Origin of the sequence: Robbsia sp. KACC 23696 (genome assembly GCF_039852015.1) — a bacterium.
GTDB lineage: Bacteria > Pseudomonadota > Gammaproteobacteria > Burkholderiales > Burkholderiaceae > Robbsia.
The window spans coordinates 3,070,283-3,093,153 of sequence record NZ_CP156626.1 but is presented as its reverse complement, the minus strand read 5'-3'; the positions used below and the strand labels follow the sequence as shown (position 1 = coordinate 3,093,153).

Annotated in this window: 17 protein-coding genes and 1 pseudogene; 12 read left to right on the top strand and 6 right to left on the bottom strand. The window is 64.1% G+C overall.

What is annotated here, in order from left to right; genetic code table 11:
- Positions 1–125: 125 nt before the first annotated feature.
- The 11 genes and pseudogenes from leuS (at position 126) to purB (ending at position 14,343) form a co-directional block, all read left to right on the top strand.
- Positions 126–2,744 carry a leucine--tRNA ligase gene (leuS, locus tag ABEG21_RS12940; RefSeq protein WP_347554969.1) on the top strand — a complete coding sequence of 873 codons (2,619 nt, stop codon included), beginning with the start codon at positions 126–128 and terminating at the stop codon, positions 2,742–2,744.
- A gap of 133 nt (positions 2,745–2,877) precedes the next feature.
- A complete protein-coding gene (gene lptE, locus ABEG21_RS12935) occupies positions 2,878–3,420 on the top strand; it encodes an LPS assembly lipoprotein LptE (protein ID WP_347556783.1) in 543 nt (180 codons plus the stop codon).
- Positions 3,421–3,430: 10 nt separating this feature from the next.
- Positions 3,431–4,534 carry a DNA polymerase III subunit delta gene (gene holA / locus ABEG21_RS12930; RefSeq protein ID WP_347554968.1) on the top strand — a complete coding sequence of 368 codons (1,104 nt, stop codon included), beginning with the start codon at positions 3,431–3,433 and terminating at the stop codon, positions 4,532–4,534.
- 259 nt (positions 4,535–4,793) lie between these two features.
- Positions 4,794–6,086, top strand: coding sequence for a glutamate-5-semialdehyde dehydrogenase (locus tag ABEG21_RS12925; protein WP_347556782.1), 1,293 nt, complete (start codon positions 4,794–4,796; stop codon positions 6,084–6,086).
- 88 nt (positions 6,087–6,174) lie between these two features.
- On the top strand, positions 6,175–6,597 hold the full coding sequence (locus ABEG21_RS12920; RefSeq protein WP_347554967.1) for a CopD family protein: 423 nt from the start codon (positions 6,175–6,177) through the stop codon (positions 6,595–6,597).
- Positions 6,598–6,763: 166 nt separating this feature from the next.
- Entirely contained in the window at positions 6,764–8,677 is a 1,914-nt protein-coding gene (locus ABEG21_RS12915) for a dihydroxy-acid dehydratase (RefSeq protein WP_347554966.1), read from the top strand.
- 126 nt (positions 8,678–8,803) lie between these two features.
- Positions 8,804–9,481 (top strand): bifunctional 4-hydroxy-2-oxoglutarate aldolase/2-dehydro-3-deoxy-phosphogluconate aldolase, encoded by a 678-nt coding sequence (gene eda, locus ABEG21_RS12910; RefSeq protein WP_347554965.1) that lies wholly within the window; start codon positions 8,804–8,806, stop codon positions 9,479–9,481.
- A 105-nt stretch (positions 9,482–9,586) separates the two neighbouring features.
- Positions 9,587–10,084, top strand: coding sequence for a gluconokinase (locus ABEG21_RS12905; protein ID WP_347554964.1), 498 nt, complete (start codon positions 9,587–9,589; stop codon positions 10,082–10,084).
- Positions 10,085–10,087: 3 nt separating this feature from the next.
- Entirely contained in the window at positions 10,088–11,413 is a 1,326-nt protein-coding gene (locus ABEG21_RS12900) for a class I SAM-dependent RNA methyltransferase (RefSeq protein ID WP_347554963.1), read from the top strand.
- A gap of 80 nt (positions 11,414–11,493) precedes the next feature.
- Positions 11,494–12,699: pseudogene (gene mnmA, locus ABEG21_RS12895) on the top strand (tRNA 2-thiouridine(34) synthase MnmA); the annotation flags it as partial.
- A gap of 255 nt (positions 12,700–12,954) precedes the next feature.
- Positions 12,955–14,343 carry an adenylosuccinate lyase gene (gene purB, locus ABEG21_RS12890; protein WP_347554962.1) on the top strand — a complete coding sequence of 463 codons (1,389 nt, stop codon included), beginning with the start codon at positions 12,955–12,957 and terminating at the stop codon, positions 14,341–14,343.
- Between the two features lie 102 nt (positions 14,344–14,445).
- Here the strand turns inward: purB and ABEG21_RS12885 are convergent, their stop codons facing one another.
- The 4 genes from ABEG21_RS12885 to ABEG21_RS12870 all read right to left on the bottom strand — a co-directional run bounded on the left by ABEG21_RS12885 (position 14,446) and on the right by ABEG21_RS12870 (position 18,576).
- Entirely contained in the window at positions 14,446–15,282 is an 837-nt protein-coding gene (locus tag ABEG21_RS12885) for a PqiC family protein (protein ID WP_347554961.1), read from the bottom strand.
- Positions 15,279–16,970 carry an MlaD family protein gene (locus ABEG21_RS12880; RefSeq protein WP_347554960.1) on the bottom strand — a complete coding sequence of 564 codons (1,692 nt, stop codon included), beginning with the start codon at positions 16,968–16,970 and terminating at the stop codon, positions 15,279–15,281. The genes ABEG21_RS12885 and ABEG21_RS12880 overlap by 4 nt, the downstream gene beginning before the upstream one ends.
- Positions 16,967–17,572, bottom strand: a complete 606-nt coding sequence (locus ABEG21_RS12875; protein ID WP_347556781.1) for a paraquat-inducible protein A — start codon at positions 17,570–17,572, stop codon at positions 16,967–16,969. The genes ABEG21_RS12880 and ABEG21_RS12875 overlap by 4 nt, the downstream gene beginning before the upstream one ends.
- A gap of 308 nt (positions 17,573–17,880) precedes the next feature.
- Complete coding sequence (locus ABEG21_RS12870) at positions 17,881–18,576, bottom strand: paraquat-inducible protein A (RefSeq protein ID WP_347554959.1); 696 nt, start codon at positions 18,574–18,576, stop codon at positions 17,881–17,883.
- 357 nt (positions 18,577–18,933) lie between these two features.
- On the opposite strand from ABEG21_RS12870, the gene ABEG21_RS12865 reads away from it, so the two are divergent.
- Positions 18,934–19,518, top strand: a complete 585-nt coding sequence (locus ABEG21_RS12865) for a YceI family protein (protein ID WP_347556780.1) — start codon at positions 18,934–18,936, stop codon at positions 19,516–19,518.
- A 127-nt stretch (positions 19,519–19,645) separates the two neighbouring features.
- Here the strand turns inward: ABEG21_RS12865 and secF are convergent, their stop codons facing one another.
- A complete protein-coding gene (gene secF / locus ABEG21_RS12860; protein ID WP_347554958.1) occupies positions 19,646–20,611 on the bottom strand; it encodes a protein translocase subunit SecF in 966 nt (321 codons plus the stop codon).
- 15 nt (positions 20,612–20,626) lie between these two features.
- On the bottom strand, positions 20,627–22,732 hold the full coding sequence (gene secD / locus ABEG21_RS12855) for a protein translocase subunit SecD (RefSeq protein ID WP_347554957.1): 2,106 nt from the start codon (positions 22,730–22,732) through the stop codon (positions 20,627–20,629).
- Between the last annotated feature and the right edge of the window lie 139 nt (positions 22,733–22,871).

Here is a 22,871-nt window from a genome sequence, read left to right as displayed (position 1 = left end):
TTAGTCATCAAGACGCCGCCCACGCCGGTGCGGCGCTGATCCGATCGCCCCTGCGGCACACCGTTCCGATGCCGCCCAGAGGGCGTCCGGGCCGGCGCGTCCGCCGCTTCGCCCGACCACACGCCATGCAAGAGAAATACGTTCCCGCCGAAGTCGAGTCCGCCGCGCAGCAGCATTGGCGCGACACCGACGCTTATCTGACCCGCGAAGACGACGCCCGCAAGAAGTTCTATTGCGTGTCGATGCTGCCCTATCCGTCGGGCAAGCTGCATATGGGGCATGTGCGGAACTACACGATCAACGACGTGATGTACCGTTATCTGCGGATGAACGGCTATAACACTTTGATGCCGATGGGCTGGGACGCCTTTGGCATGCCGGCGGAAAACGCCGCGATCGCGAACAATGTGCCGCCGGCGAAGTGGACGTACGACAACATCGCCTACATGAAGAAGCAGATGCAGGCGATGGGGCTGGCGATCGACTGGTCGCGCGAAGTGGCCACGTGCAGCCCGGACTACTACAAGTGGAACCAATGGCTGTTCCTGAAGATGCTCGAAAAGGGGATCGCGTACAAGAAGACCGGGACCGTCAACTGGGACCCGATCGATCAGACCGTGCTGGCCAATGAGCAGGTGATCGACGGTCGGGGCTGGCGTTCCGGCGCGCTGGTGGAAAAGCGCGAGATCCCGATGTATTACCTGCGCATCACCGATTATGCCGATGCGTTGCTGGACGACCTCGAAGGGCTCGAGTGGCCCGAGCGCGTCAAGGTGATGCAGCAGAACTGGATCGGCAAGAGCTTCGGCGTCAATTTCGGTTTCCCCTACGAGATCGATGGCGCGAAGCAACTGCTGCGCGTGTTCACGACGCGTGCTGACACGATCATGGGCGTGACGTTCTGCGCCATCGCGGCCGAGCATCCGCTGGCCACGCGCCTGGTCCAGGACAAGCCGGCGTTGCAGGCGTTCATCGACGAATGCAAGAGTGGCAGCGTCGCGGAAGCCGATATGGCGACCGCGGAGAAGAAGGGCATGGCGACCGGCTTCTTCGTCTCGCATCCGTTGACGGGCGCACCGGTCGAAGTGTGGATCGGCAACTACGTGCTGATGAGCTATGGCGAAGGCGCGGTGATGGGCGTGCCGGCGCATGACGAGCGCGATTTCGCGTTTGCGCGCCGCTACGATTTGCCGATTCGTCAGGTCGTCGCGGTCGAAGGGCAGGCGTATTCGGATAGCGCCTGGCAGGAATGGTATGGCGACAAGGGGCAAGGCACGCTGATCAACAGCGGCAAGTACGATGGCCTGACGCCGACCGAAGCGGTGGACGCGATTGCGGCCGATCTGGAAGCGGGCGGTTTTGGTCAGAAGCAGACCACCTGGCGTTTGCGCGACTGGGGCGTTTCGCGTCAGCGCTATTGGGGCACGCCGATCCCGATCATCCATTGCGACAGTTGTGGCGATGTACCGGTCCCCGAGGATCAATTGCCGGTGGTACTGCCCGAGGATCTGGTGCCGGACGGCAGCGGCAATCCGCTGGCGAAATGCGCGGCCTTCGTGAACACGACCTGCCCGACGTGCGGCGCCGCGGCGCGGCGCGAAACGGACACGATGGATACGTTCGTCGACTCGTCCTGGTACTTCTCGCGCTATACATGCCCGGACGCGCCGACGATGGTCGATGCCCGCACCGAGCAATGGATGCCGATGGACCAATACATCGGCGGTATCGAACACGCGATTCTGCACCTGTTGTACTCGCGCTTCTGGACCAAGGTGATGCGCGACCTCGGCCTGGTCAGCTTCAACGAGCCGGCAAAGCGGCTGTTGACGCAGGGCATGGTGTTGAACGACACCTTCTTCCGCGAAGATGCGACGGGCAAGAAGACGTGGTTCAATCCGCTCGACGTCGATGTGAGCACGGACGACAAGGGGCGCCCGAGCGGTGCCGTGTCGAAGGCCGACGGTCAGCCTGTCAAGATGGGCGGCGTCGAGAAGATGTCGAAGTCGAAGAACAATGGCGTGGATCCGCAATCGTTGATCGATTCGCACGGCGCGGACACCTCGCGTCTGTTCACGATGTTCGCGGCGCCGCCGGAGCAGCAGCTCGAATGGTCGGGCAGCGGCGTGGAGGGCGCGAGCCGTTTCCTGCGTCGGCTCTGGTCCTTCGGTCATGCCACGCGCGAGACGATCGCGGCAGCCGGAGCATTGGATCCGGCGGCCACTTTCGGCGACGCGCAGAAGGCGCTGCGTCGCGAGATCTACACGGTGCTGCGTCAGGCCGACTTCGACTACCAACGGATTCAGTACAACACCGTGGTCTCGGCATCGATGAAGATGCTGAATGCAATCGAACAGGCGCGTGCCGATGTGCTCGCCGAAGGCGCGCAGGGCGCCGCCGTGCTGCGGGAAACGTATAGCGTGCTGTTGCGTGCGCTGTACCCGGTCGTGCCGCATATCACGCAGGCGCTGTGGCAGGCACTGGGCTATGCCGAAGCGCATGGTGAGTTGCTCGATGCCGCCTGGCCGCAGGTGGACGAAAAGGCGCTGGAAGTCTCGGAAATCGAACTGGTTCTGCAGATCAACGGCAAGGTGCGGGGCGCGATCAAGGTGGGCAAGGACGCGAGCCGCGAGTCGATCGAGGCCGCCGCGCTGGCGCATGAAATGTTCGAGCGTTTCGGCAACGGTCAACCGCCGAAGAAGGTCGTCATCGTGCCGGGCCGACTGGTCAATATCGTCGCCTGATTCGGTCGTGCGGTACCGCGGGCCGACAAGCCGGCGGTGCCGATCGGCAGTATCGGTAAAGCATCAACGTGAAGGGATCATTGTGAAGACAGCAGCAACGCAGCGTACGGCGGGCGGAATCTGGGGGCGGGGCATGGGATGGCTGGCCGGGCTGGCCGTGCTGCTGACCCTGGGCGCCTGCGGCTTCCAGTTGCGCGGAAGCCATGACTATCCGTTTAAGCATCTGCTCATCGCCGGCAATCTGTCGCCCGAGATGAAGACGCGGATGAAGCGGATGATCGAATCGGGTAGCGATACCCGGCTTGTCAGCAATGCCAAGGACGCCGACGCGATCCTGTCGGTGTCGATCGGACGCGGGCAGAATTCCCTCAGCTTCGATATCAACGGCGTCACGCAGGAATATCAGCTGACGGAGATGGTGTCGTACACGCTGACCGGAACGAATGGTGCGACGCTGATTCCGCCGAGCTCCTTGAGCGTGAACCGGGCAATGGGCTATAACACGACCTATTCGCTGGCGAAAGCGACGGAATCCGAAGTGCTCTATCGCGATATGGAAAGCGATATCGTCGATCAGCTGCTGCGTCGTCTGGACGTCGTCCAATCGATGTCGCCGGCCCGTCCACAGGCGCCGGGTGTGAATCAACGCTCGCCGTTGCCGACGCCACCGCTGTGAGTCGGGCCCGATGCTGATTCGTGCCGACGCGCTGGACGCGCAGCTCGCCCGCGGTATCAAGCCGCTCTACACGGTATGGGGGGACGAGCCCCTGCTGGTGCAGGAGTGCGTCGACCGAATCCGCCGTGCCGCGCGTACGGCGGGCTGCTCCGAACGGATGGTCTATACGGTCGAGCGCAGCTTCGACTGGAGCACCTTGCTGGGCGAGGCACAGGCGATGTCCTTGTTTGGCGAGCGGCGGCTGGTGGAATTGCGCATTCCGTCGGGCAAGCCCGGCAAGGAAGGTGCCGATGCGCTGAAGCGTCTCGCCTCGACGGCCGCCGCCACCGATTTTTCCGCCGAGCCCGACACCGTGACGTTGGTCACGCTGCCGCGCCTCGACGCGGCTACGCAGAAGAGCGCCTGGTTTACCGCGCTGAGCGATGCCGGCGTGGCGCTGAAGATCGACCCGATCGATCGCAGCCGGCTGCCGCAATGGATCGGCGAGCGCTTGTCGATGCAGCGTCAACGCGTGCCCGGTGGTGACGCGGGGCGTCAGGCCTTGCAGTTCATGGCGGAGCGCGTCGAGGGCAATCTGCTCGCCGCGCACCAGGAGATACAGAAGCTGGGCCTGCTCTACCCGGAAGGCGAACTTTCGCTGGAGCAGATCCAGGCGGCCGTGATGAATGTGGCGCGCTACGATGTCTTCAAGCTGAACGAGGCGATGCTGAACGGCGATGTCGCGCGGCTGATGCGGATGATCGACGGACTGCGCGGCGAGGGCGAGGCAGCGGTGCTGGTCCTGTGGGCGGTGACCGAGGAAATCCGGACCTTGTTGCGCGTACGTCGCGGCCTGGATGCCGGCAAGCCGTTGCCGATGCTGTTGCGCGAACACCGCGTATGGGGGCCGCGCGAGCGCCTGATCGGACCGGCCTTGCAGCGGCTGACTGCGGCCACGCTGGAGCAGGCATTGACGATCGCCGCGCGCCTCGACCGCCAGGTCAAGGGCCTGAATCCCGACCGAGGCATGGCGCCGCACGCGGCCTTGCCGGGCGATGCCTGGGACGGACTGTTCGAACTGGCGATGCGAATCGCCGCGCCCCGTCCGCTGCACCACGCGGCACTCGTCGGCTGACGCGCGCGCCGCGCGCCGCTCGCCCCCGAAGGGCGCTGCGCGCGATACCACACCGCAATTGGCTTACAATAGTGGACCTGATTTCTGTACGCTTAACCGCTATCACATCGCGATGTCCACGCTCCTTTCCACGCCTGCCGTTGCCTCTGAGACCGAACTGACCGCGCCTGGCGCTGCGCCGGCATCGTCGTCGGCGGCCGTGTCCGCGAACCTGACGGTTCCGGCGGCGGGATGCCCGGATGCGGATGTGATCGCTTATATGACGGCGGTCGGCGTGCGTGCCCGTGCGGCATCGCGGGCGATGGCGCGGGCGTCCACCGCACTGAAGAACGCGGCGCTGTTGCGCATTGCCGATAGTATCGAGGCGAACCGGGAGGCGCTGGCCGAGGCGAACCGGCGTGACCTCGCACGTGCGACGGCCAATGGCATGGATGCGGCGTTCATCGACCGGCTCACGCTGTCCGAGAAAGCGCTGCGCACGATGGTCGAGGGCCTGCGTCAGGTTGCCGGCTTGTCGGACCCGATCGGCGAGATGTCCGAGCTGAAGGTGCGGCCGAGCGGCATCCAGGTCGGCCGGATGCGCGTGCCGCTGGGCGTGATCGGCATCATTTACGAGTCGCGGCCGAACGTCACGATCGACGCCGCGGCGCTGTGCCTGAAATCGGGCAATGCGACGATCCTGCGTGGCGGCTCGGAAGCGATCGACAGCAACACGCTGTTGGCGACGCTGATCGCCGATGCGCTCGCCGCCACCGGTCTGCCGCGTGACGCGGTGCAGGTGGTAGGGACGACGGACCGCCGTGCCGTCGGTGCCTTGATCACGATGACCGAATACGTCGATGTGATCGTGCCGCGCGGCGGCAAGAGCCTGATCGCGCGGCTGATCGCGGAGGCCCGCGTGCCGATGATCAAGCATTTGGACGGCATTTGCCATATCTTCGTCGATCGTCACGCGGATCCGCTCAAGGCCGTCAACGTCTGCGTCAACGCGAAGACACACCGCTACGGCACCTGCAATACGATGGAAACGCTGCTGGTCGACGCGCAGGCGCCGGCGGGCCTGCTGTCGTCGATCGCCGATGCCATGCTGGAGAAAGGCGTCGAATTGCGCGGCTGCCCGCGCACGCTGGCGGCGTTGGCCGTGGCGGGACGGGTGGCCGCGGACGCGGCCGACGCCGCGAAGACCGGCACGGCGCGCATTGTCGCCGCCACCGAAGAAGATTGGCGCACCGAGTATCTGGCGCCGGTGTTGTCGGTGCGCGTGGTCGACGATCTCGACCAGGCAATCGACCATATCCATCAGTACAGTTCCGCGCACACGGAAGCGATCATCACCGAACATCACGATCACGCGATGCGCTTTCTGCGCGAGGTCGACTCGGCGAGCGTGATGATCAATGCCTCGACGCGCTTTGCCGACGGTTTCGAATTCGGTTTGGGTGCCGAGATCGGCATCTCGAACGATAAGCTGCACGCGCGCGGCCCCGTCGGTCTGGAAGGACTCACGTCGCTGAAGTACATCGTCTTCGGACATGGCGAGCAGCGCGCCTGAGTGGGACTACGCGGTGTCTGGACAGCCGCCGCTTTTCAGCACCGTGAACCTCGGCGGCCTGCCTCGGGCAACGTGAATAAAGGACAGCATGGCTTATCTTTGGGCGAAGTCCCTGCATATCGTCTTCGTGGCATCGTGGTTCGCCGGTTTGTTCTATCTGCCGCGCCTCTTCGTCAACCTCGCGATGGAAACCGAACCCCTCGTGATCAAGCGCTTGCTGCTGATGGCACGCAAGCTATACCGCTTCATGACGATCATCGCGGTGCCCGCCTTGCTGCTCGGCCTCTACCTGATGTTGGGCCTGGGAATCGGCAAAGGCGCCGGCTGGATGCACGCGAAGCTGGCGATCGTCGTACTGATTCTGGTTTACCACCATGTTTGCGGCCGCCTGTTGCGTCAGTTCGAAGCGGGGCAGAACCGTCATAGCCACCGGTGGTATCGTATCTTCAACGAGATACCGGTACTAGGCCTGCTGGCCGCGGTCTGTCTCGTCGTTTTCAAGCCTTTCTAACACCCGCCGGTCCTCCCGGCATGCGGCCGGCGAGTGTGTCCGGCCGCCTGTTTTATAAAATTGGAACCGGTGCCGAAGTCAAAAAGGCGCGCTCGTCGCACGGCGAGTCGATAAGCCGACAGGGATTTTCGACATCCGGTATCCGATATCCGACCAGGAGACAACGATGCCCCCGATCCACTCGACTCTGCGCGCGGTCACCGACCGCGTGATCGCCCGAAGCGCACCGACGCGGCAGGTTTACCTGCAGCGTATCGACCAGGCGCAAGGCCATTTCCCGATTCGCGGCGCGCTCTCATGCGCGAACCTCGCCCACGGTTTCGCGGCGATGGAAGGCGACGACAAATTCGCGATCAAAGCGCTGAAGACGCCGAATATCGGCATCGTGTCGTCGTACAACGAGATGTTGTCGGCGCATGCGCCCTATCTGCGGTTTCCGGACATCATCAAGCGCGCGGCGCGCGACGTGGGCGGCACCGCGCAATTCGCCGGCGGCGTGCCGGCGATGTGCGACGGCGTGACCCAGGGCAATATCGGGATGGAGTTGTCGCTGTTTTCCCGCGAAACCATCGCGATGTCGACCGCCGTGGCGCTGACCCACAATATGTTCGACGCGGCGCTGTGCCTGGGCGTCTGCGACAAGATCGTGCCGGGGCTGCTGATCGGCGCCTTGCAGTTCGGCCATCTGCCGACGATTTTCGTGCCGGCGGGCCCGATGTCCAGCGGGCTGTCGAACGACGACAAGGCGAAGGTACGCCAACGTTTCGCCACCGGCGAAGTGGGGCGCGATGCGCTGCTCGAAGCCGAATCGGCCGCTTATCACGGCCAGGGCACCTGCACCTTCTTCGGCACCGCCAATAGCAATCAGCTGCTGATGGAAGTGATGGGCCTGCATCTGCCGGGCGCGGCCTTTATCCATCCGGAGGATCCGCTGCGTGACGCCTTGACGGCCGAGGCGGCGCGTCGAGTGCTGGCGATCAGTGCGGAGGGCGGCAACTATACGCCGATCGGCAAGGTGGTCGACGAGAAGGCGATCATCAACGGCATCGTCGGCCTGCTGGCGACCGGTGGCTCGACGAACCATACGCTGCACCTGGTGGCGATCGCGCGCGCGGCCGGCGTCGTGATCGATTGGGATGACTTCGACGCCTTGTCTCAGATCGTGCCCTTGCTGGCGCGGATCTACCCGAACGGCAAGGCCGATGTGAATCACTATCACGCAGCCGGTGGGATGGCTTTCCTGATCCGCGAATTGCTCGATGCCGGTTTGCTGCACGAGGACGTCACGACGGTCGTCGGTGCGGGACTGCGCCACTACGCGCGCGAACCACGACTGGCGGAAGTCGGCGCATCGGTCGGGGCCGCGACGTCGGCGGCAGCGGGGCATCCGGCGAGCGGCGTCGCGCCAAGCCGTCCGGCCGCGGTGACCTGGGTCGATGCGGCACCGCAAAGCCTGGACCTGGCGGTGTTGCGCCCGGCCAGCGAGCCGTTCTCGCCCGACGGCGGCTTGCGTCTGATGCAAGGGCGCATCGGTCGCGGCGTGATCAAGATTTCGGCTGTGGCGCCGGCGCATCGAAAGGTCGAGGCCCCGGCCATCGTCTTCGATTCGCAAGAGGCGGTACAGGCGGCTTTCAAGGCGGGCGAACTCGATCGTGACTTCGTCGCCGTCGTGCGCTTCCAGGGCGCGCGGGCGAACGGCATGCCGGAACTGCACCAATTGACGCCCTTGCTGGGCTCGTTGCAGGACAAGGGCCGCCATGTTGCCTTGTTGACCGATGGGCGGATGTCCGGCGCATCGGGCAAGGTGCCGGCGGTGATCCATCTGTCGCCGGAAGCGCTGTTGGACGGCCCGATCGGCAAGATCCGCACCGGCGACATGATCGTGCTGGATGCTGAAAATGGCACGCTGGAGGTCGTGATGGACGAGGCGCAATGGCAGGCGCGCGCCTGTCAGCGGCCGCCGGCGACCGATCCGGCGGCGCCTACGCTGGGCACGGATCTGTTCGCGGTATTTCGCCAGGCGGCGTCGAGCGCGGAAACGGGCGCCAGCGTATTCGGAGCGATGCCCGGAAGCCGGTAAACTGTAGGGATTTCGTACCAAAAACAAACAAATATCGATCATCCGATCGTCATCCGGCGCGCCTTTTGACGGAAAAACCCGACAACGCGCATGTTTGAAGCCCGCAAAGGGCGAAGGAGAGAGACAATGAGCGGCACAACGGCAAACAAGGGTTCGGCTCCCCGTTTCAGCGTGGAGCAGATCGTCAACATGGGACCGGTGATTCCTGTCCTGAAATTCGACAGTGTCGAAGAAGGGTTGGCGGTGTCGAAGGCGCTGTACGATGGCGGCGTCAAGGTGTTGGAAATCACGCTGCGCACCAAGGTGGGGCTGGACGTGATTCGCGAGGCGTCGCAGATCGCCGACGACATCGCGGTGGGCGTCGGGACCTTGACGCGTCCGGAAGAGTGCGAGCTGGCGGTGCGTGCCGGGGCCACGTTCGGCGTGTCGCCGGGTCTGACGGCCGATTTGGACCGCGCGGCGAAGGCGGCCGGGCTGCCCTTGTTGCCGGGCGTGATGACGCCGTCCGATATTCTTGCGACAATCGCGGCCGGTTATGAAATCGTCAAGTTTTTCCCGGCGGAGCAGGCGGGGGGCGTGAGGATGTTGAGCGCGCTCCACGGGCCGTTCCCCTCGCTGCGCTTCTGTCCGACCGGCGGCGTGACGCCCGGGTCAGCTCCCACGTTCCTGTCGCTGCCGAATGTCGTGTGCGTCGGGGGATCGTGGTTGACGCCGAAGGAAGCAGTGCTCGCCAAGGATTGGGCCCGGATCACCGAGCTGGCGCGGGAAGCGACATCGCTCGGGCCGCTGCGCGAACACGCCTGATGCCGGGACGGTAATCGCGTGAGGACAGGCCGGATGGGCTTGTTCCGCGCGGTTCGTCCGGCCGGGCAGCAAAAAATCAGAAAACAACAGAAAGAAGGTGCAGCAATGATCATTATCGTGATGGGCGTGTCCGGCTCTGGCAAAACCAGCGTCGGGACGATGGTTTCCCGTCGCCTCGGCTGCGGTTTTTCGGATGCGGACGCGTTCCATAGCGCGGCCAACAAGGCGAAGATGGCTGCCGGTGTCGCGCTGACCGACGACGACCGCTGGCCCTGGCTGGACGCGATGCGCGCGGCGATTGCCGACAACATCGCCAAGGGCGAGACGCATGTCTACGCCTGCTCGGCGCTGAAGCATATCTATCGCGACCGACTGCGCAATGGCGACGAGGACGTGCACTTCGTCTACTTGTCCGGCAGTTTCGAATTGCTGGAAAAGCGCCTGGCGCAACGCGCCAACCATTTCTTCGATCCGGTGCTGCTGAAGAGCCAGGTCGATACGCTGGAAGCGCCGCAGGACGATGAAGCCATCACGATCGAGATCTCGCAGACGCTCGATGAAATCGTTGACAAGGTCATGACGACTTTGCCGAAACAGGGCTGATAGATGACGCAATTCGACTTTTTCGCACCTTGCCCGCGTGGCCTCGAAGGGCCGCTTGCAACGGAACTGCGCGAGCTTGCGAGCGGCGTCGGTGCCGCGGCCAAGATCGTGCCGGGTGCGGAAACGCCTGGCGGCGTGCATTTTCGCGGCGGCTGGGCGGCGGCGTTCGCCGTCAATCTGCACTCGCGGATTGCCAGCCGGGTGCTCCTGAAGATCGCGACCGGTCCTTACAAGGACGAGCGTGACGTCTTCGCGCTGGCGCTCGCCCAGGCGTGGGAAGAATGGTTCTCGGCGCGTCAGACGCTGCGCGTGGATGTCACCGCCGTGAAGTCGCCGCTGAAGAGCCTCGAATTCACGACGCTGCGGATCAAGGACGCGATCTGCGATCGTCTGCGTGAGAAGACCGGCAGTCGGCCGGACATCGATACCGCCCATCCCGAGGTGCGCGTGTTCGCCTTCGTGACGGCGACGCATTGCACGCTATACCTCGACACCTCCGGCGAGCCGCTGTTCAAGCGCGGCTGGCGGCTGGACAAGGGCGCGGCGCCGCTGCGCGAGAACCTGGCCGCGGGCATCCTGCGGCTCTCGGGTTGGGCGCCGGGCCAGACCTTATACGATCCGATGTGCGGCAGCGGCACCTTTATCGCCGAAGCCACGCAGATCGCGTTGGGCGTCCCGCCCGGCAGCGACCGCCGTTTTGCCTTCGAGAAGCTGCGCGGCTATGACGTGAGCACCTGGCAGCAGATGAAGGTCGATGCGATGGACCTGCGCCGCAAGGCGAAGTCCTCACGCGCGCACTTGGGCATCTACGGCAGCGATATTTCCGGTGACATGCTGCAGAAGGCCCGCGCGAATTTCGAACGAGCCGGCCTGCCGATGCCGACGTTGAAGCAGCAGGATGCCCGATCGATGACGCCGCCGGTGAATGTGCCAGGCGTCCTGATCGCCAATCCGCCGTACGGCGAGCGAATCGAAGTACGGGGCCGCAATGCGCGTGGTGAGATCGTCGAACGCGGCCAGGGCGGCGGTCGCGACGACGCCGGCGGACGTGGCTTCTCCCGCGCGCAGCCGAGCGCCGAAGAAAGCGTCGATCCGGAATTCTTCCATGCGCTGGGCGATGCGCTGAAGCAGCGTTTCGTCGATTGGCGCGCTTTCGTGCTGACCTCGGATCGCGGATTGCCGGGCTTGATGCGCTTGCGCGAGTCGCAGAAGACGCCCTTGTACAACGGCGCATTGGAATGCCGGCTGTTCCGTTTCGACATGCAGGCCGGTTCGCTGAAGCCGAACAAGCCGCGGCCGGCCGTGGACGACAGTGGAGCAGAGGCATGACAGACACCCCCGCATCGACGAACCCGGATGACGCAGGCAGCGCCGGCGCGCCGACGATCGTGACGCGTGCGTTCGAGAATGTGGGCCGCGGCCGTCGGGTCGTGGTGGGCATGTCCGGCGGGGTGGATTCGTCGGTCACGGCTTGGTTGTTGAAGCAGCAGGGCTATGACGTCGTCGGCCTGTTCATGAAGAACTGGGAGGACGACGATGACGGCGAATACTGCTCGACGCGGCAGGATTGGATCGACGTCGTCTCGGTCGCCGATCTGATCGGCATCGATGTCGAGGCGGTCAACTTCGCCGCCGAATACAAGGACCGCGTCTTCGCCGAATTCCTGCGCGAGTATTCCGCTGGCCGGACGCCGAATCCCGACGTGCTGTGCAATGCCGAGATCAAGTTCAAGGCCTTTCTCGATCACGCGGTGGCATTGGGCGCGGAGACGATCGCGACCGGTCACTATGCGCGGGTCCGCGAAGTGGGCGACGGCGCCGGTGCCGGCCGCTTCGCCTTGCTGAAAGCGCTCGATGCGACGAAGGACCAGAGTTACTTCTTGCATCGCTTGAACCAGCATCAACTGTCGCGCACGCTGTTCCCGTTGGGCGAGATGCCGAAGACGGAGGTTCGACGCATCGCCGCGGAGATCGGGCTGCCGAACGCGGCAAAAAAGGATTCCACCGGCATCTGTTTTATCGGCGAGCGACCGTTCCGGGATTTCCTGAACCGTTACCTGCCGACCGATCCGGGCCCGATGCGCACGCCCGACGGCGAGATCGTCGGCGAGCATATCGGCCTGGCGTTTTATACCTTGGGTCAACGCAAGGGCATCGGCCTGGGCGGCAGCAAGGACGGTAGCGGCGACCCGTGGTTCGTCGCCGCCAAGGATATGGCCGCCAACACGCTCTACGTCGTGCAGGGCCACGATCACCCCTGGCTGCTGTCCGATACGCTGGTGGCGGGGCAGGTGAGCTGGACCAGTGGCGTGGCACCGGACGCGGCACGCTACCCGACGCTGGCCGCCAAGACCCGCTATCGGCAAGCCGATGCCGGCTGTCGCCTCGATGGCAATACGGCCGGGCACGCGGCGCGTATCGCGCAGTCGGAGCGGGGGCGCTCGCAGGCCGTCGTCGGGCTCGGTGCCTTTGCAGCGCCGCATGTCGAGGCGCTGTCCGCGCCGGCTTTGGCGCCGTTCGGTCTGCGCTTCGATGCCGCGCAATGGGCCGTCACGCCGGGTCAATCGGCGGTGTTGTATGACGGTGACGAATGCCTCGGGGGCGGGATCATCGAGGCGGTGGGCGACATGGATGTTAAAATCGCCGCCGCCGGTCATGCCCTTGCCGCCTGGGACGCCGCGCAAGCGGCGCAGCGCGCGGCGAAGGCCGACGAGGCCCGTCGCCGTGCGGCCGGCCGCGCGCGGCACGCGCAATCGGCCGCCCGCACGGCACGCTCCGGCGGACCGACCCCGCCGACCCCACCGGCTGGCCGCTAAAAAAGAAGCAGGCCAGGCGCCTGCTGTCTCTAACCGTTTTTACCGAATTCCGTCATGTCCACGCCTCAGATCGATTCCTTGAATGCGCTGACCGCGCTGTCGCCGCTCGACGGCCGTTACGCCACGAAGACCGAGGCGTTGCGTGATTGGCTGTCCGAAGCCGCTTTCATGCGCCATCGCGTGACGGTGGAAATCCATTGGCTGATCGCGTTGTCGCAAGCCGGTCTGGCCGAGGTGCCGCCGTTCTCGAGCGCTTCCGAAGCCTTCCTGCTGGCGCTCGCCGAGCGCTTCAGCGTCCACGATGCGGCCCGTATCAAGGACATCGAGCGCGTCACGAATCACGATGTGAAGGCAGTCGAGTACTGGCTCAAGGAGTCGGTCAAGGGGCAGCCGGAACTGGAAGCGGCCAGCGAGTTCATTCACTTCGCCTGCACGTCGGAAGACATCAACAACACCTCGCATGGCCTGATGCTGAAGGGCGCGCGCGAACACGCGATGCTGCCGGCACTGCGCAAGCTGCACGCCAAGCTCGTCGCCATCGCGCAGGCACAGGCAGAGCAACCGATGCTGTCGCGCACGCATGGTCAGGCGGCCAGCCCGACGACGTTGGGCAAGGAAATGGCGAATGTGGCGGCGCGGCTGGCGTACGCCATCACGCGTATCGAGTCGGTGAAACTGCTCGGCAAGATGAATGGCGCGGTGGGTAACTACAACGCGCATCTGTCGGCCTACCCGTCGCTGGATTGGGAAGCGTTTTCGAAGCAGGTGGTGGAACAGCGGCTGGGCCTGACGTTCAACCCGTACACGATTCAGATCGAACCGCACGACTATATGGCCGAGCTGTTCGATGCGGTCGCGCGGGCGAACACGATCCTGCTGGACTTGAACCGCGACGTGTGGGGCTACATTTCGCAGGGCTATTTCAAGCAGAAGCTGAAGGCCGGCGAGATCGGTTCGTCGACGATGCCGCACAAGGTCAATCCGATCGATTTCGAAAACTCGGAAGGCAATCTGGGCCTGGCGAACGCCTTGCTGCGCCATCTGTCGGAAAAGCTGCCGGTCTCGCGCTGGCAGCGGGACCTGACCGATTCGACAGTTCTGCGCAATATCGGCGTCGCGTTCGGCTACAGCCTGCTGGCCTATGACGCCTGCCTGCGCGGTCTGGAAAAACTCGAAGTCAACCCGCAACGCTTGAACGACGACCTCGACAATTGCTGGGAAGTGCTGGCGGAGCCGGTGCAGACGGTGATGCGCCGTTATGGCGTGGAGAACCCGTACGAGCAGTTGAAGGAACTGACGCGCGGCAAGGGCATCACCCGCGATGCGCTGCATACTTTCGTCGCGACGCTGGCGATTCCGGAAGAAGCCAAGCAATTGCTGCTGGCCATGACGCCGGGTAACTATATCGGCAAGGCCGTCGAACTGGCCAAGCGTATCGGCTGATCGTCGGGGCCGCCTCCGCTTAGGCGGTTGGCGGCCCGCGATGACCGGCGGGCGCCTGCCATCGCCTGGGGCTTATGCGCTATCGGCGAGGCCGGGCGCGCTTCAGGCCGACGGTGCCGGATTGCTGCTCGGACAGAGCAGAATCGGCGCCGGTTGGGTGGCCGACACCGGTGACACCGCTGCTTCCGAGCCCGCATTCGCGGGCTTTTTGCCGTTTACGGCTTTCTGCCCCTTCGCGGTCTTGCTCGCGCCCGCATCGGCGCTGCTATCCGACGCATCGCTCGGCAGCCGTACCGGTTCCGCGCGCTCCTGCTGCACGGCGGCGCCGATATCGGCCGCCACGCGTGCGAGCGCCTTGCGATGGCCGGCCACCAGGGCGTCGTAGCCCGAGGAGACCGGCTCGGTTGCGATCGTCTGGCAGGTCATCGTCAGATGATCGGAGGAGCGCACGACGCTCCACACGGTGTCGACGGTGGCACGTTCACCGATCACGGACTCGAAACGTCGCACATTGACGGTGATCTGATACACGGTCGCGCCGGCAGGGCGCGGGGCACGGTAGACGTCGATCGCCGGCAACGCTCGTGTCAGCGACGTCGACAGCGCGCCGCCGATTTCATCGGCCAAGGGCCCCGACCAGCGCCGGTAGTCTTCGATCTGAACCTGGCCGGAGCCGGCCGTCGTGGTCACGATCTGCGAGCGCGCCACCTGATCCGGGATATTGACCGGTGTCATCTCGATCATCAACGGATGCGCGAGGTCGCTCGGCTTGCTCGACGAGTCGGCCGTCGTCACCGCGCCGGGCGCGACGGTACTCAAGGTGTAGTACTGGCTATCCGGCGAGGTGGCGCAGCCCGCGAGCGCCAGGACACCCAGCAGGCACGACACGGAAAGGCCAAGGCGGGTTCGCCGATCGGTCTGCTTGCGGCGCATGATCATTTGTCTTTCCCTGTTTTTCCGCGCAGCAGCGCTTCCGGATGTCGTTCGAGGTAATCGGCCAGCACCGATAGCTGCTGGGCGGTACGGGTCAGCTCGCGCATCGCCTGACGCACATCGCCTTGCAGCGGCGAGTCCTGCGACAGGGTTTGCTGGGCGCTGGCAAACGTCTTCTTCGCTTCTTGCAGCGTCTGCGCGGCCTGCGGCGCCACCTGCGTGTTCAGCTGGTCGAACAGCTTGTTCGCACCGACCAATGCCGTGTTGACGTTATTGCCGATCTGATCGAACGGAATCTTGTCGATCTTCTTGGCGATATTCGCCACCTGCAGCTGCAGCTCGTCCAACGTGTTCGGCAGCGTCGGCAACTCGGTCGGCTGCGTGTCGTAGTTGATCGATACCGGCGGTGCGTTCGGGAAGAAGTCCATCGCCACGTACAGCTGGCCCGTCAGGAAGTTGCCGGTGCGCAATTGCGCGCGCAGCCCGCGCTTGATCATCGAGACGAACAACTGATGGCTGCGATCCGCGCTGTCTTTTCGAATCGCATTGGCAAAGGCCTTGCCCAGACGTTCCGGATAGACATTGATGGTCACCGGCATGCGGATTTCCTGATTCTTCGGATCGAAGTCGACACCGATATGCGTGACCTCGCCGATCGTAATGCCGCGGAAATCGACATTCGCGCCAACGGCCAGGCCGCGCAGCGACTGGTTGAAGTTCAGCACGACCGGCACCGGATCGGTATCCGGCGCCTTCATGGCGGTGCCTTCGTCGGCGGCCAGTCGGAACGTGTCGCTGTCGTCCGCCACCTTGCCCGGCGCTTCGTTCGGCGGCGCCTGGAAGGCGATGCCGCCGATCAGCACGGCCGCGAGACCCTGGGTATTCAACTTGAAGCCACCCGAGTCGAGGCGCACATCGACACCGCTGGCATTCCAGAAGCGCGCATTGGCGGTGACGAATTGATCGTAGGGCGCATTGATGAAGACGCGCAGCGTGACGCCGCTGCCATCGGGATTCAGGTTGTAAGCCACTACCTGACCCACCTGGATGCGACGGAAATAGACCGGCGAGCCAATATCGAGCGAGCCCAGATCGGCCGCCTTCAATACATATTGGTGCCCCTTCTGGTCACGCGTGACCGCGGGCGGGTTTTCCAGACCGACGAATTCCTTTTCGCTATCCGGCGACTGACCGGCATCGACGCCGATATACGAGCCCGACAGCAGCGTGTTCAGCCCCGACACGCCGCTGGCCGCCACGCGCGGTTTGACGATCCAGAAGCGCGTGTCCTTGACCGCGAAACTCTCGGCTTCCTTCGTCAGATCGACGGTGACGATCGCGCGCGAGCGGTCGTCCGCCAGACGTACCGACTTCACCTCGCCGATATCGACGTCCTTGTATTTGACCTTGGTCTTGCCGCTTTCGATGCCGTCGGCCGACTTGAAGCTGATCGTGATGGTCGGGCCTTGCTGGACCACCTGGCGAACCACCAGCGAAATCCCGATCAAGGCCGCGATCAGCGGAATCAGCCAGACCAGCGAGGGCAGCCAGCGCCCGCGCGGTGCGACGACAGGTTCCTGCCAGTCCGGCAGGCCGCCTGGGCCGCCGCTACCGGCACTGCCCGTCCGGGGTGTGCCCGACACACCGGTGGTACGGTCGTCGGTACGAGGGGGCGGTTGCTGCTGATCGCTCATTTACGCGCGGTTCCAGATTCGTCGATGGGGTCCCAGATACGCCGGGAATCGAATTTCAGTGAGGCGAGCATCGTCAGCACCACCACGCAGCCGAACGCCACGGCGCCAGGGCCGGCGGTAATCACGGCCAGCGATTGGAAACGGACGAGCGCCACGGTAAGCGTGATGACGAAGATGTCGAGCATCGACCAGCGGCCGATCGCTTCGACAATGTGATACAGCTTAGTGCGTTGCTCTGGTCGCCAATCCGAGCGCGTTTGAACCGTGTAGTTCAAGACGCATAAGGCGGCGAGCTTCAGCATTGGCACGAGAATGCTGGCGACGAAGACGATGATGGCCAGTGCATAGGAGCCAGTCGTCCAGAAAAACACGACGCCGCTCATGATTGTGTCGTCCGACGCGCCGAGCAGCGTCGCCGTGTGCATCACCGGCAACAGATTCGCCGGGATATACAGCAGCGCGGCGGCGATCAACAGGGCCCAGACGCGTGCCGTGGAATCGGGTTTGCGCGAGTGCAGCGGCGAACCGCAGCGGACGCAGTATTGAACATCGATCGTACGGACCCGGGGCGACACCAGGCCGCAGTCAGTGCAGCCGATCAGGTTCCGCGTGCGGGCGCTGACTCGGTGGTTCCGATGCCGACGTTCGGCGGCCGGCGTATCGATATCCGGTAATTCGACGTCCTCGTGCTCCATCAACGGCACGGTCGCACGCGGATCCTGGAGCATCGGGGCATCGGTCTCGCCGGTGTCGTGCGTTTCCGCCGCGGCGGCGTTGGCGGACAGCGCCGACGTCGGCCCGGAGGTTTCCACGCCCGCGGCAGCCACCGGCTGCTGCGGTGCGTGCGGCACTGGAAGCGACGAGTCCGATGATGCCGGGGGGCGATCCGGCTGATCCGATTGGGATGATGTCATGGCGAGGGGGGCTGCTGCATCGACCGCGACATCGCCGTATCGGCGGCGCGCAATGCATTCAAACGACGACGCGAACGGCGCCAGCGTCCGCAACGGGCATCGGCTCTATCCCACAACGTGTGCGGATCGAAGGACAGGGTCAGGGCGGTAAGCGCCGTCAGCGCACCAAAAGCGAACAAGGCTGGCTCCGGCACCAGCCGTGCGACACTCGTCATTTTCATCAGTGTCACGAGCACGCCGAGCATGAAGACCTCGATCATGCCCCAGGGCCGAACCGCAAGCAGCGCGCGCAGCACGGCGTCGAAATAGTGGGGGCGATGGCGAAATTGCAATGGAATCAATAAGTAAAGAAGCGCCACCGTTTCAAACATCGGAAACAGCAGCGCGCAGCACAGAACCATTAGCGAAATCGTCCAGCGACCATCGTTCCAGAGCTGGTAGATGGCGCCGATCAGCGTCGTTTGCGTCGTAATGCCCTGCGTTTCCAATTCGACGATCGGAAACGCATTGGCGATCAGATAGGCGATGAACGTCGTCAGCACGATGGCGAGCAGTTTGTCCACGCGGCCATCGGTATGCTGGTACAGAATCGCGCTGCAACGCGTGCAACGGGCGACCGAACGCCGCGGCAAGACCACCTTGCGGTGCAGCTTGTCACAATACTTGCAGGCGATCAGTTCGGTATAGGCCATCTGTTTTGCAGGGGCAACGGTTGCGATCCATCTTACCAAATCGTTTCATGCCGTGTGCCGGCATGCATCGGCCCTTCCGACGGCAAGTCCCGTCTGGCTGTGGCTACGTAACATGCCGTGTTTTTTCGGCGCAAACAAATCGCATAAGGTACGATGGCGGCCAAGGGGGAAGGACGGCGCCAGTCTGTAATCGGCCGTTTGGTTCGCGCCACCGACGGATGTTGCGGAGGGTGGGCGGGCGAAGGCCGGTCTCGGAGGAACGCTGCAGGACAACAGCGCTAGCTGGTCTCATTTCATACCGGCTTGGCGCATATGAGGAAGTACATGATGGTTTCCAGCGTAAACGTTCGGTCCTTGATGGCCGATAAGATCGTTCTGAAATCGACGCGTGCCAGCCGCGCGGTATTGTTGGCCATGGCTGCAGGCGCATTGTTCGGCGCGGCCTCCGTGTCGGCTGCGCCGATCGATGCCGCAAAGAGCACGGTGATCACGACGTCCAAGCAGATGAGCGTGGCCGTGGACGGCAAATTCAAGAAGTTCAGCGGCGACGTGACGTTCGATCCGGCCAATCCGGCAGCCGGATCGGCGAAGGTGAACATCGATATCGGTAGCTACGATATCGGCTCGGACGAGTACAACAACACGTTGAAGAGCGCCGAGTGGTTCGATTCGGCCAAATACCCGCAGGCGACGTTTGTGTCGTCGTCGATCGCCGCCGCCGGCCCAGGCAAGCTGACCGTGAAGGGCAAGCTGACGATTAAGGGTAAGACCAATGACGTCACGGTGCCGCTGTCGTACGCGGTGGCCGGGAATACGCAGACATTCGACGGCGTGGCGTCGATCAAGCGTCTGGCCTATGGTATCGGCGCGAACGAGTGGAAGGACACCTCGGTCGTGGCGGACGAAGTGGATATCAAGTTCCACCTGATCGTCACGAAGTAAGCGTTCGCGCCATTGCGGCGCGGATAAAAAAAGGGAGGCGCCGATCGATTCGGCGCCTCCCTTTTTGCATGCCCCGCGTCCTGCGCTGCCGCTGAAAAGGGCAGGGGAGGACGGGGCCGCCCGCAGCTTAGACCTGCGCGCCGGCGTTCGGATCGTTCGGATCGTGCGCCGTCTTCGACGTGCGGATCAGGTCCTCACGCTTGACCCCCAGCCACATCGCCAGCGCTGCCGCGACGAAAACCGACGAGTAGATGCCGAACAGGATGCCGATCGTCAGCGCGATGGCGAAGTAATGCAGCGTCGCGCCACCGAAGATCAGCATCGACAACACCATCATTTCGGTGCTGCCGTGGGTGATGATCGTCCGCGAGATCGTGCTGGTGATCGCGTGGTTGATCGTGCCGACCGTCCCGAGGCTCTTCTCCTTGCGGAAGGTCTCCCGGATTCGGTCGAAAATCACGACCGATTCATTGACCGAGTAGCCGAGCACGGCCAGGACCGCCGCGAGCACCGACAGCGAGAACTCCCACTGGAAGAAGGCGAAGAAGCCCAGGATGATGATCACGTCATGCAGATTGGCGATCACGCCCGCCACCGCATACTTCCATTCGAAGCGGATCGACAGGTAGATCATGATGCCGACCACGACGCAGGCCAGCGCCAGCAGGCCGTTGGTCGCCAGCTCCTTACCCACCGAGGGACCGACATACTCGACGCGCTGCAGCGCCACATCGCTGTTCTGCGCCTTCAGCGAACTCATGACCTGGTCGCTCTGCGCGGCCGAGGAGAGCGGCTTGCCGTCCGGACCCTTCTTCAGCGGCAGGCGGATCAGCACGTCGCGCGACGTACCGAAGGACTGCACCTGCGAATCGGCATAGCCGATCGTGCCGAGATCGCCGCGGATCGCCTCGAGGTTTGCCGGCTGCGTGTACTGCACTTCGATCACCGTACCGCCGGTGAACTCGATCGACAGGTGCAGCCCGCGATGCACGAGGAAAAACACTGCCAATACGAACGTGATCAGCGAGATCAGGTTCAGTATCAGCGCATGCCGCATGAACGGGATGTCTTTGCGGATACGAAAGAATTCCATGATGTCCTCTGGGTGTCAGCGCGACTTGCCGCCGCGCTTGCCTTGGCCGGTCTTGCTGCCCGCACCGCTGCTGCTGTTGGGAGTGTCGCCGGCAGCGTTGCTGCCCGATGCGCCGCCTTGCGAGCTGTCACGCGCGACCTGCGCCCGGCTCAACTTGCTTTTCTTGCCTGCGTTCGCCGCTTCCGCGCCGATCAGCTTGCCCGCCTGCGGCACGGACTTGGCCGACGCATCCGAATGCGCCAGGGCGCCCGCCTCGGGCGTGCTGGTCGGACGACCCCAGACTTGACCGATCGCCAGCGATTGCAGACGACGACGGCCGCCGTACCACAGGTTCACCAGCCCGCGCGAGAAGAACACGGCACTGAACATCGAGGTGACGATACCGATACAGTGGACGACCGCGAAGCCGCGCACCGGGCCGGAGCCGAAAGCGAGCAGGGCCAGGCCGGCGATCAGCGTGGTGACGTTCGAGTCGAAGATCGTCGCCCAGGCATGCGTGAAACCGGACGAGATCGCCGTTTGCGGCGGATGGCCGTTACGCAATTCCTCGCGGATCCGCTCGTTGATCAGCACGTTCGCATCGATCGCCATCCCCAGCGTCAGCGCGATGGCGGCGATGCCCGGCAACGTCAGCGTGGCCTGCAGCATCGACAGCACCGCCACCAGCAACAGCAGGTTGACCGACAGCGAGATCGCCGAAAACACGCCGAACAGCATGTAGTAGGCGACCATGAACACCGCGATCGCCGCAAAGCCGTAGGCGACCGAATCGAAACCGCGCTTGATATTGTCGGCGCCCAGGCTCGGGCCCACCGAACGCTCTTCGATGATGTTCATCGGCGCCGCCAGCGCACCGGCGCGCAGCAGCAGCGCCAGATCGTTTGCGGCCTGCGTGTCGGAGGAGCCGGTGATCTGGAAGCTTTCACCCAGTTCCGACTGGATCGTCGCCACCGTCAGCACTTCGCCCTTGTCGCGTTCGAACAGGACGATCGCCATCGGCTTGCCGATGTTGTCGCGCGACACCGTACGCAAAATACGGCCGCCGGCGGCGTTCAGCTTGATCATCACGGCCGGACGTTGCTGCTCGTCGAAGCCCGCCGAGGCGCTGGTGATCTGGTCGCCGGAGAAAATCACCTGCTTTCGCAGGAACACCGGCGCGCCGCGGCCTTGCGTGAACAGCTCGTCGCCCGGCGGGACCGGGTCCGTCGGCTGCGGATTCTGCGCGGCGTTCGGATCGACCAGACGCGCCTCCAGCGTGGCCGTGCGGCCGATGATGTCCTTCGCCTTCGCCGTGTCCTGAATCCCCGGCAACTCGACGACGATGCGATCGGCACCCTGTTGCTGGATCACCGGTTCGGAGACGCCCAATTCGTTGACGCGGTTATGCAGCGTCTGCATGTTTTGCTTGACCGCGTCGTCCTGCACCGTACGGCGCGTCTGGTCCGAGAACGTCCCGACTACCTGCGCGCCGCCGCCGTTGTTGACGACATTCCATTGCAGATCCGAGCCGCTCGCAACCAGCGCGTCGCGTGCCTGAGCGGCGACTTGCGCGTCCGAGAAATCGATCGCCAACGTGTCGTTGACGCGATTGATGCCGCCATCGCGGATGTTCTTGCCACGCAGCAGGCTACGCGCATCGGTCGCATCGGATTCCAGTCGCTTCTGCAGCGCGCCGGCCATGTCCACCTGCAACAGGAAGTGCACGCCACCGCGCAGATCCAGGCCGAGGTACATCGGACGCGCCATCAGCGCGGTCAGCCAATGCGGGGAGGCGCTTTGCAGGCTCAGTGCGACGATATAGGTGGGGTTCGACGGATCGTCGTTCAGCGCCTTTTGCAATGCGTCCTTGGTGCGCAACTGCGTATCGCCGTCGCGCAGCCGGACGTGGATGCTCGAATTGGTCGGACTGTTCTCGAACGAGACGTCGGCAGCATCGATATTGTTCGACTGCAGCGTCTGCTCGACGCGTGCCATCACCGAGGCGTCCACCTTCACGGTCGCTTTCAGGCTTTGGACCTGAACCGCAGGCGTTTCACCAAACAGATTCGGCAGCGTATACAAGAGACCGATGGCGACCGCCACCAGCATCACGATGTACTTCCAGAGGGGGTAACGATTCATGGCAGGCTGACGAAGAATGGCGCGGCGCCCCATCCGGGGATCGAACGGCCGCACGCGGAGCCCGAGGCTCGTCGGGGCAGCCGCGCACAGTGACGTCGGCCCACCCCATCAAAACGGCAATGCCGCCCGAAGGCGGCGA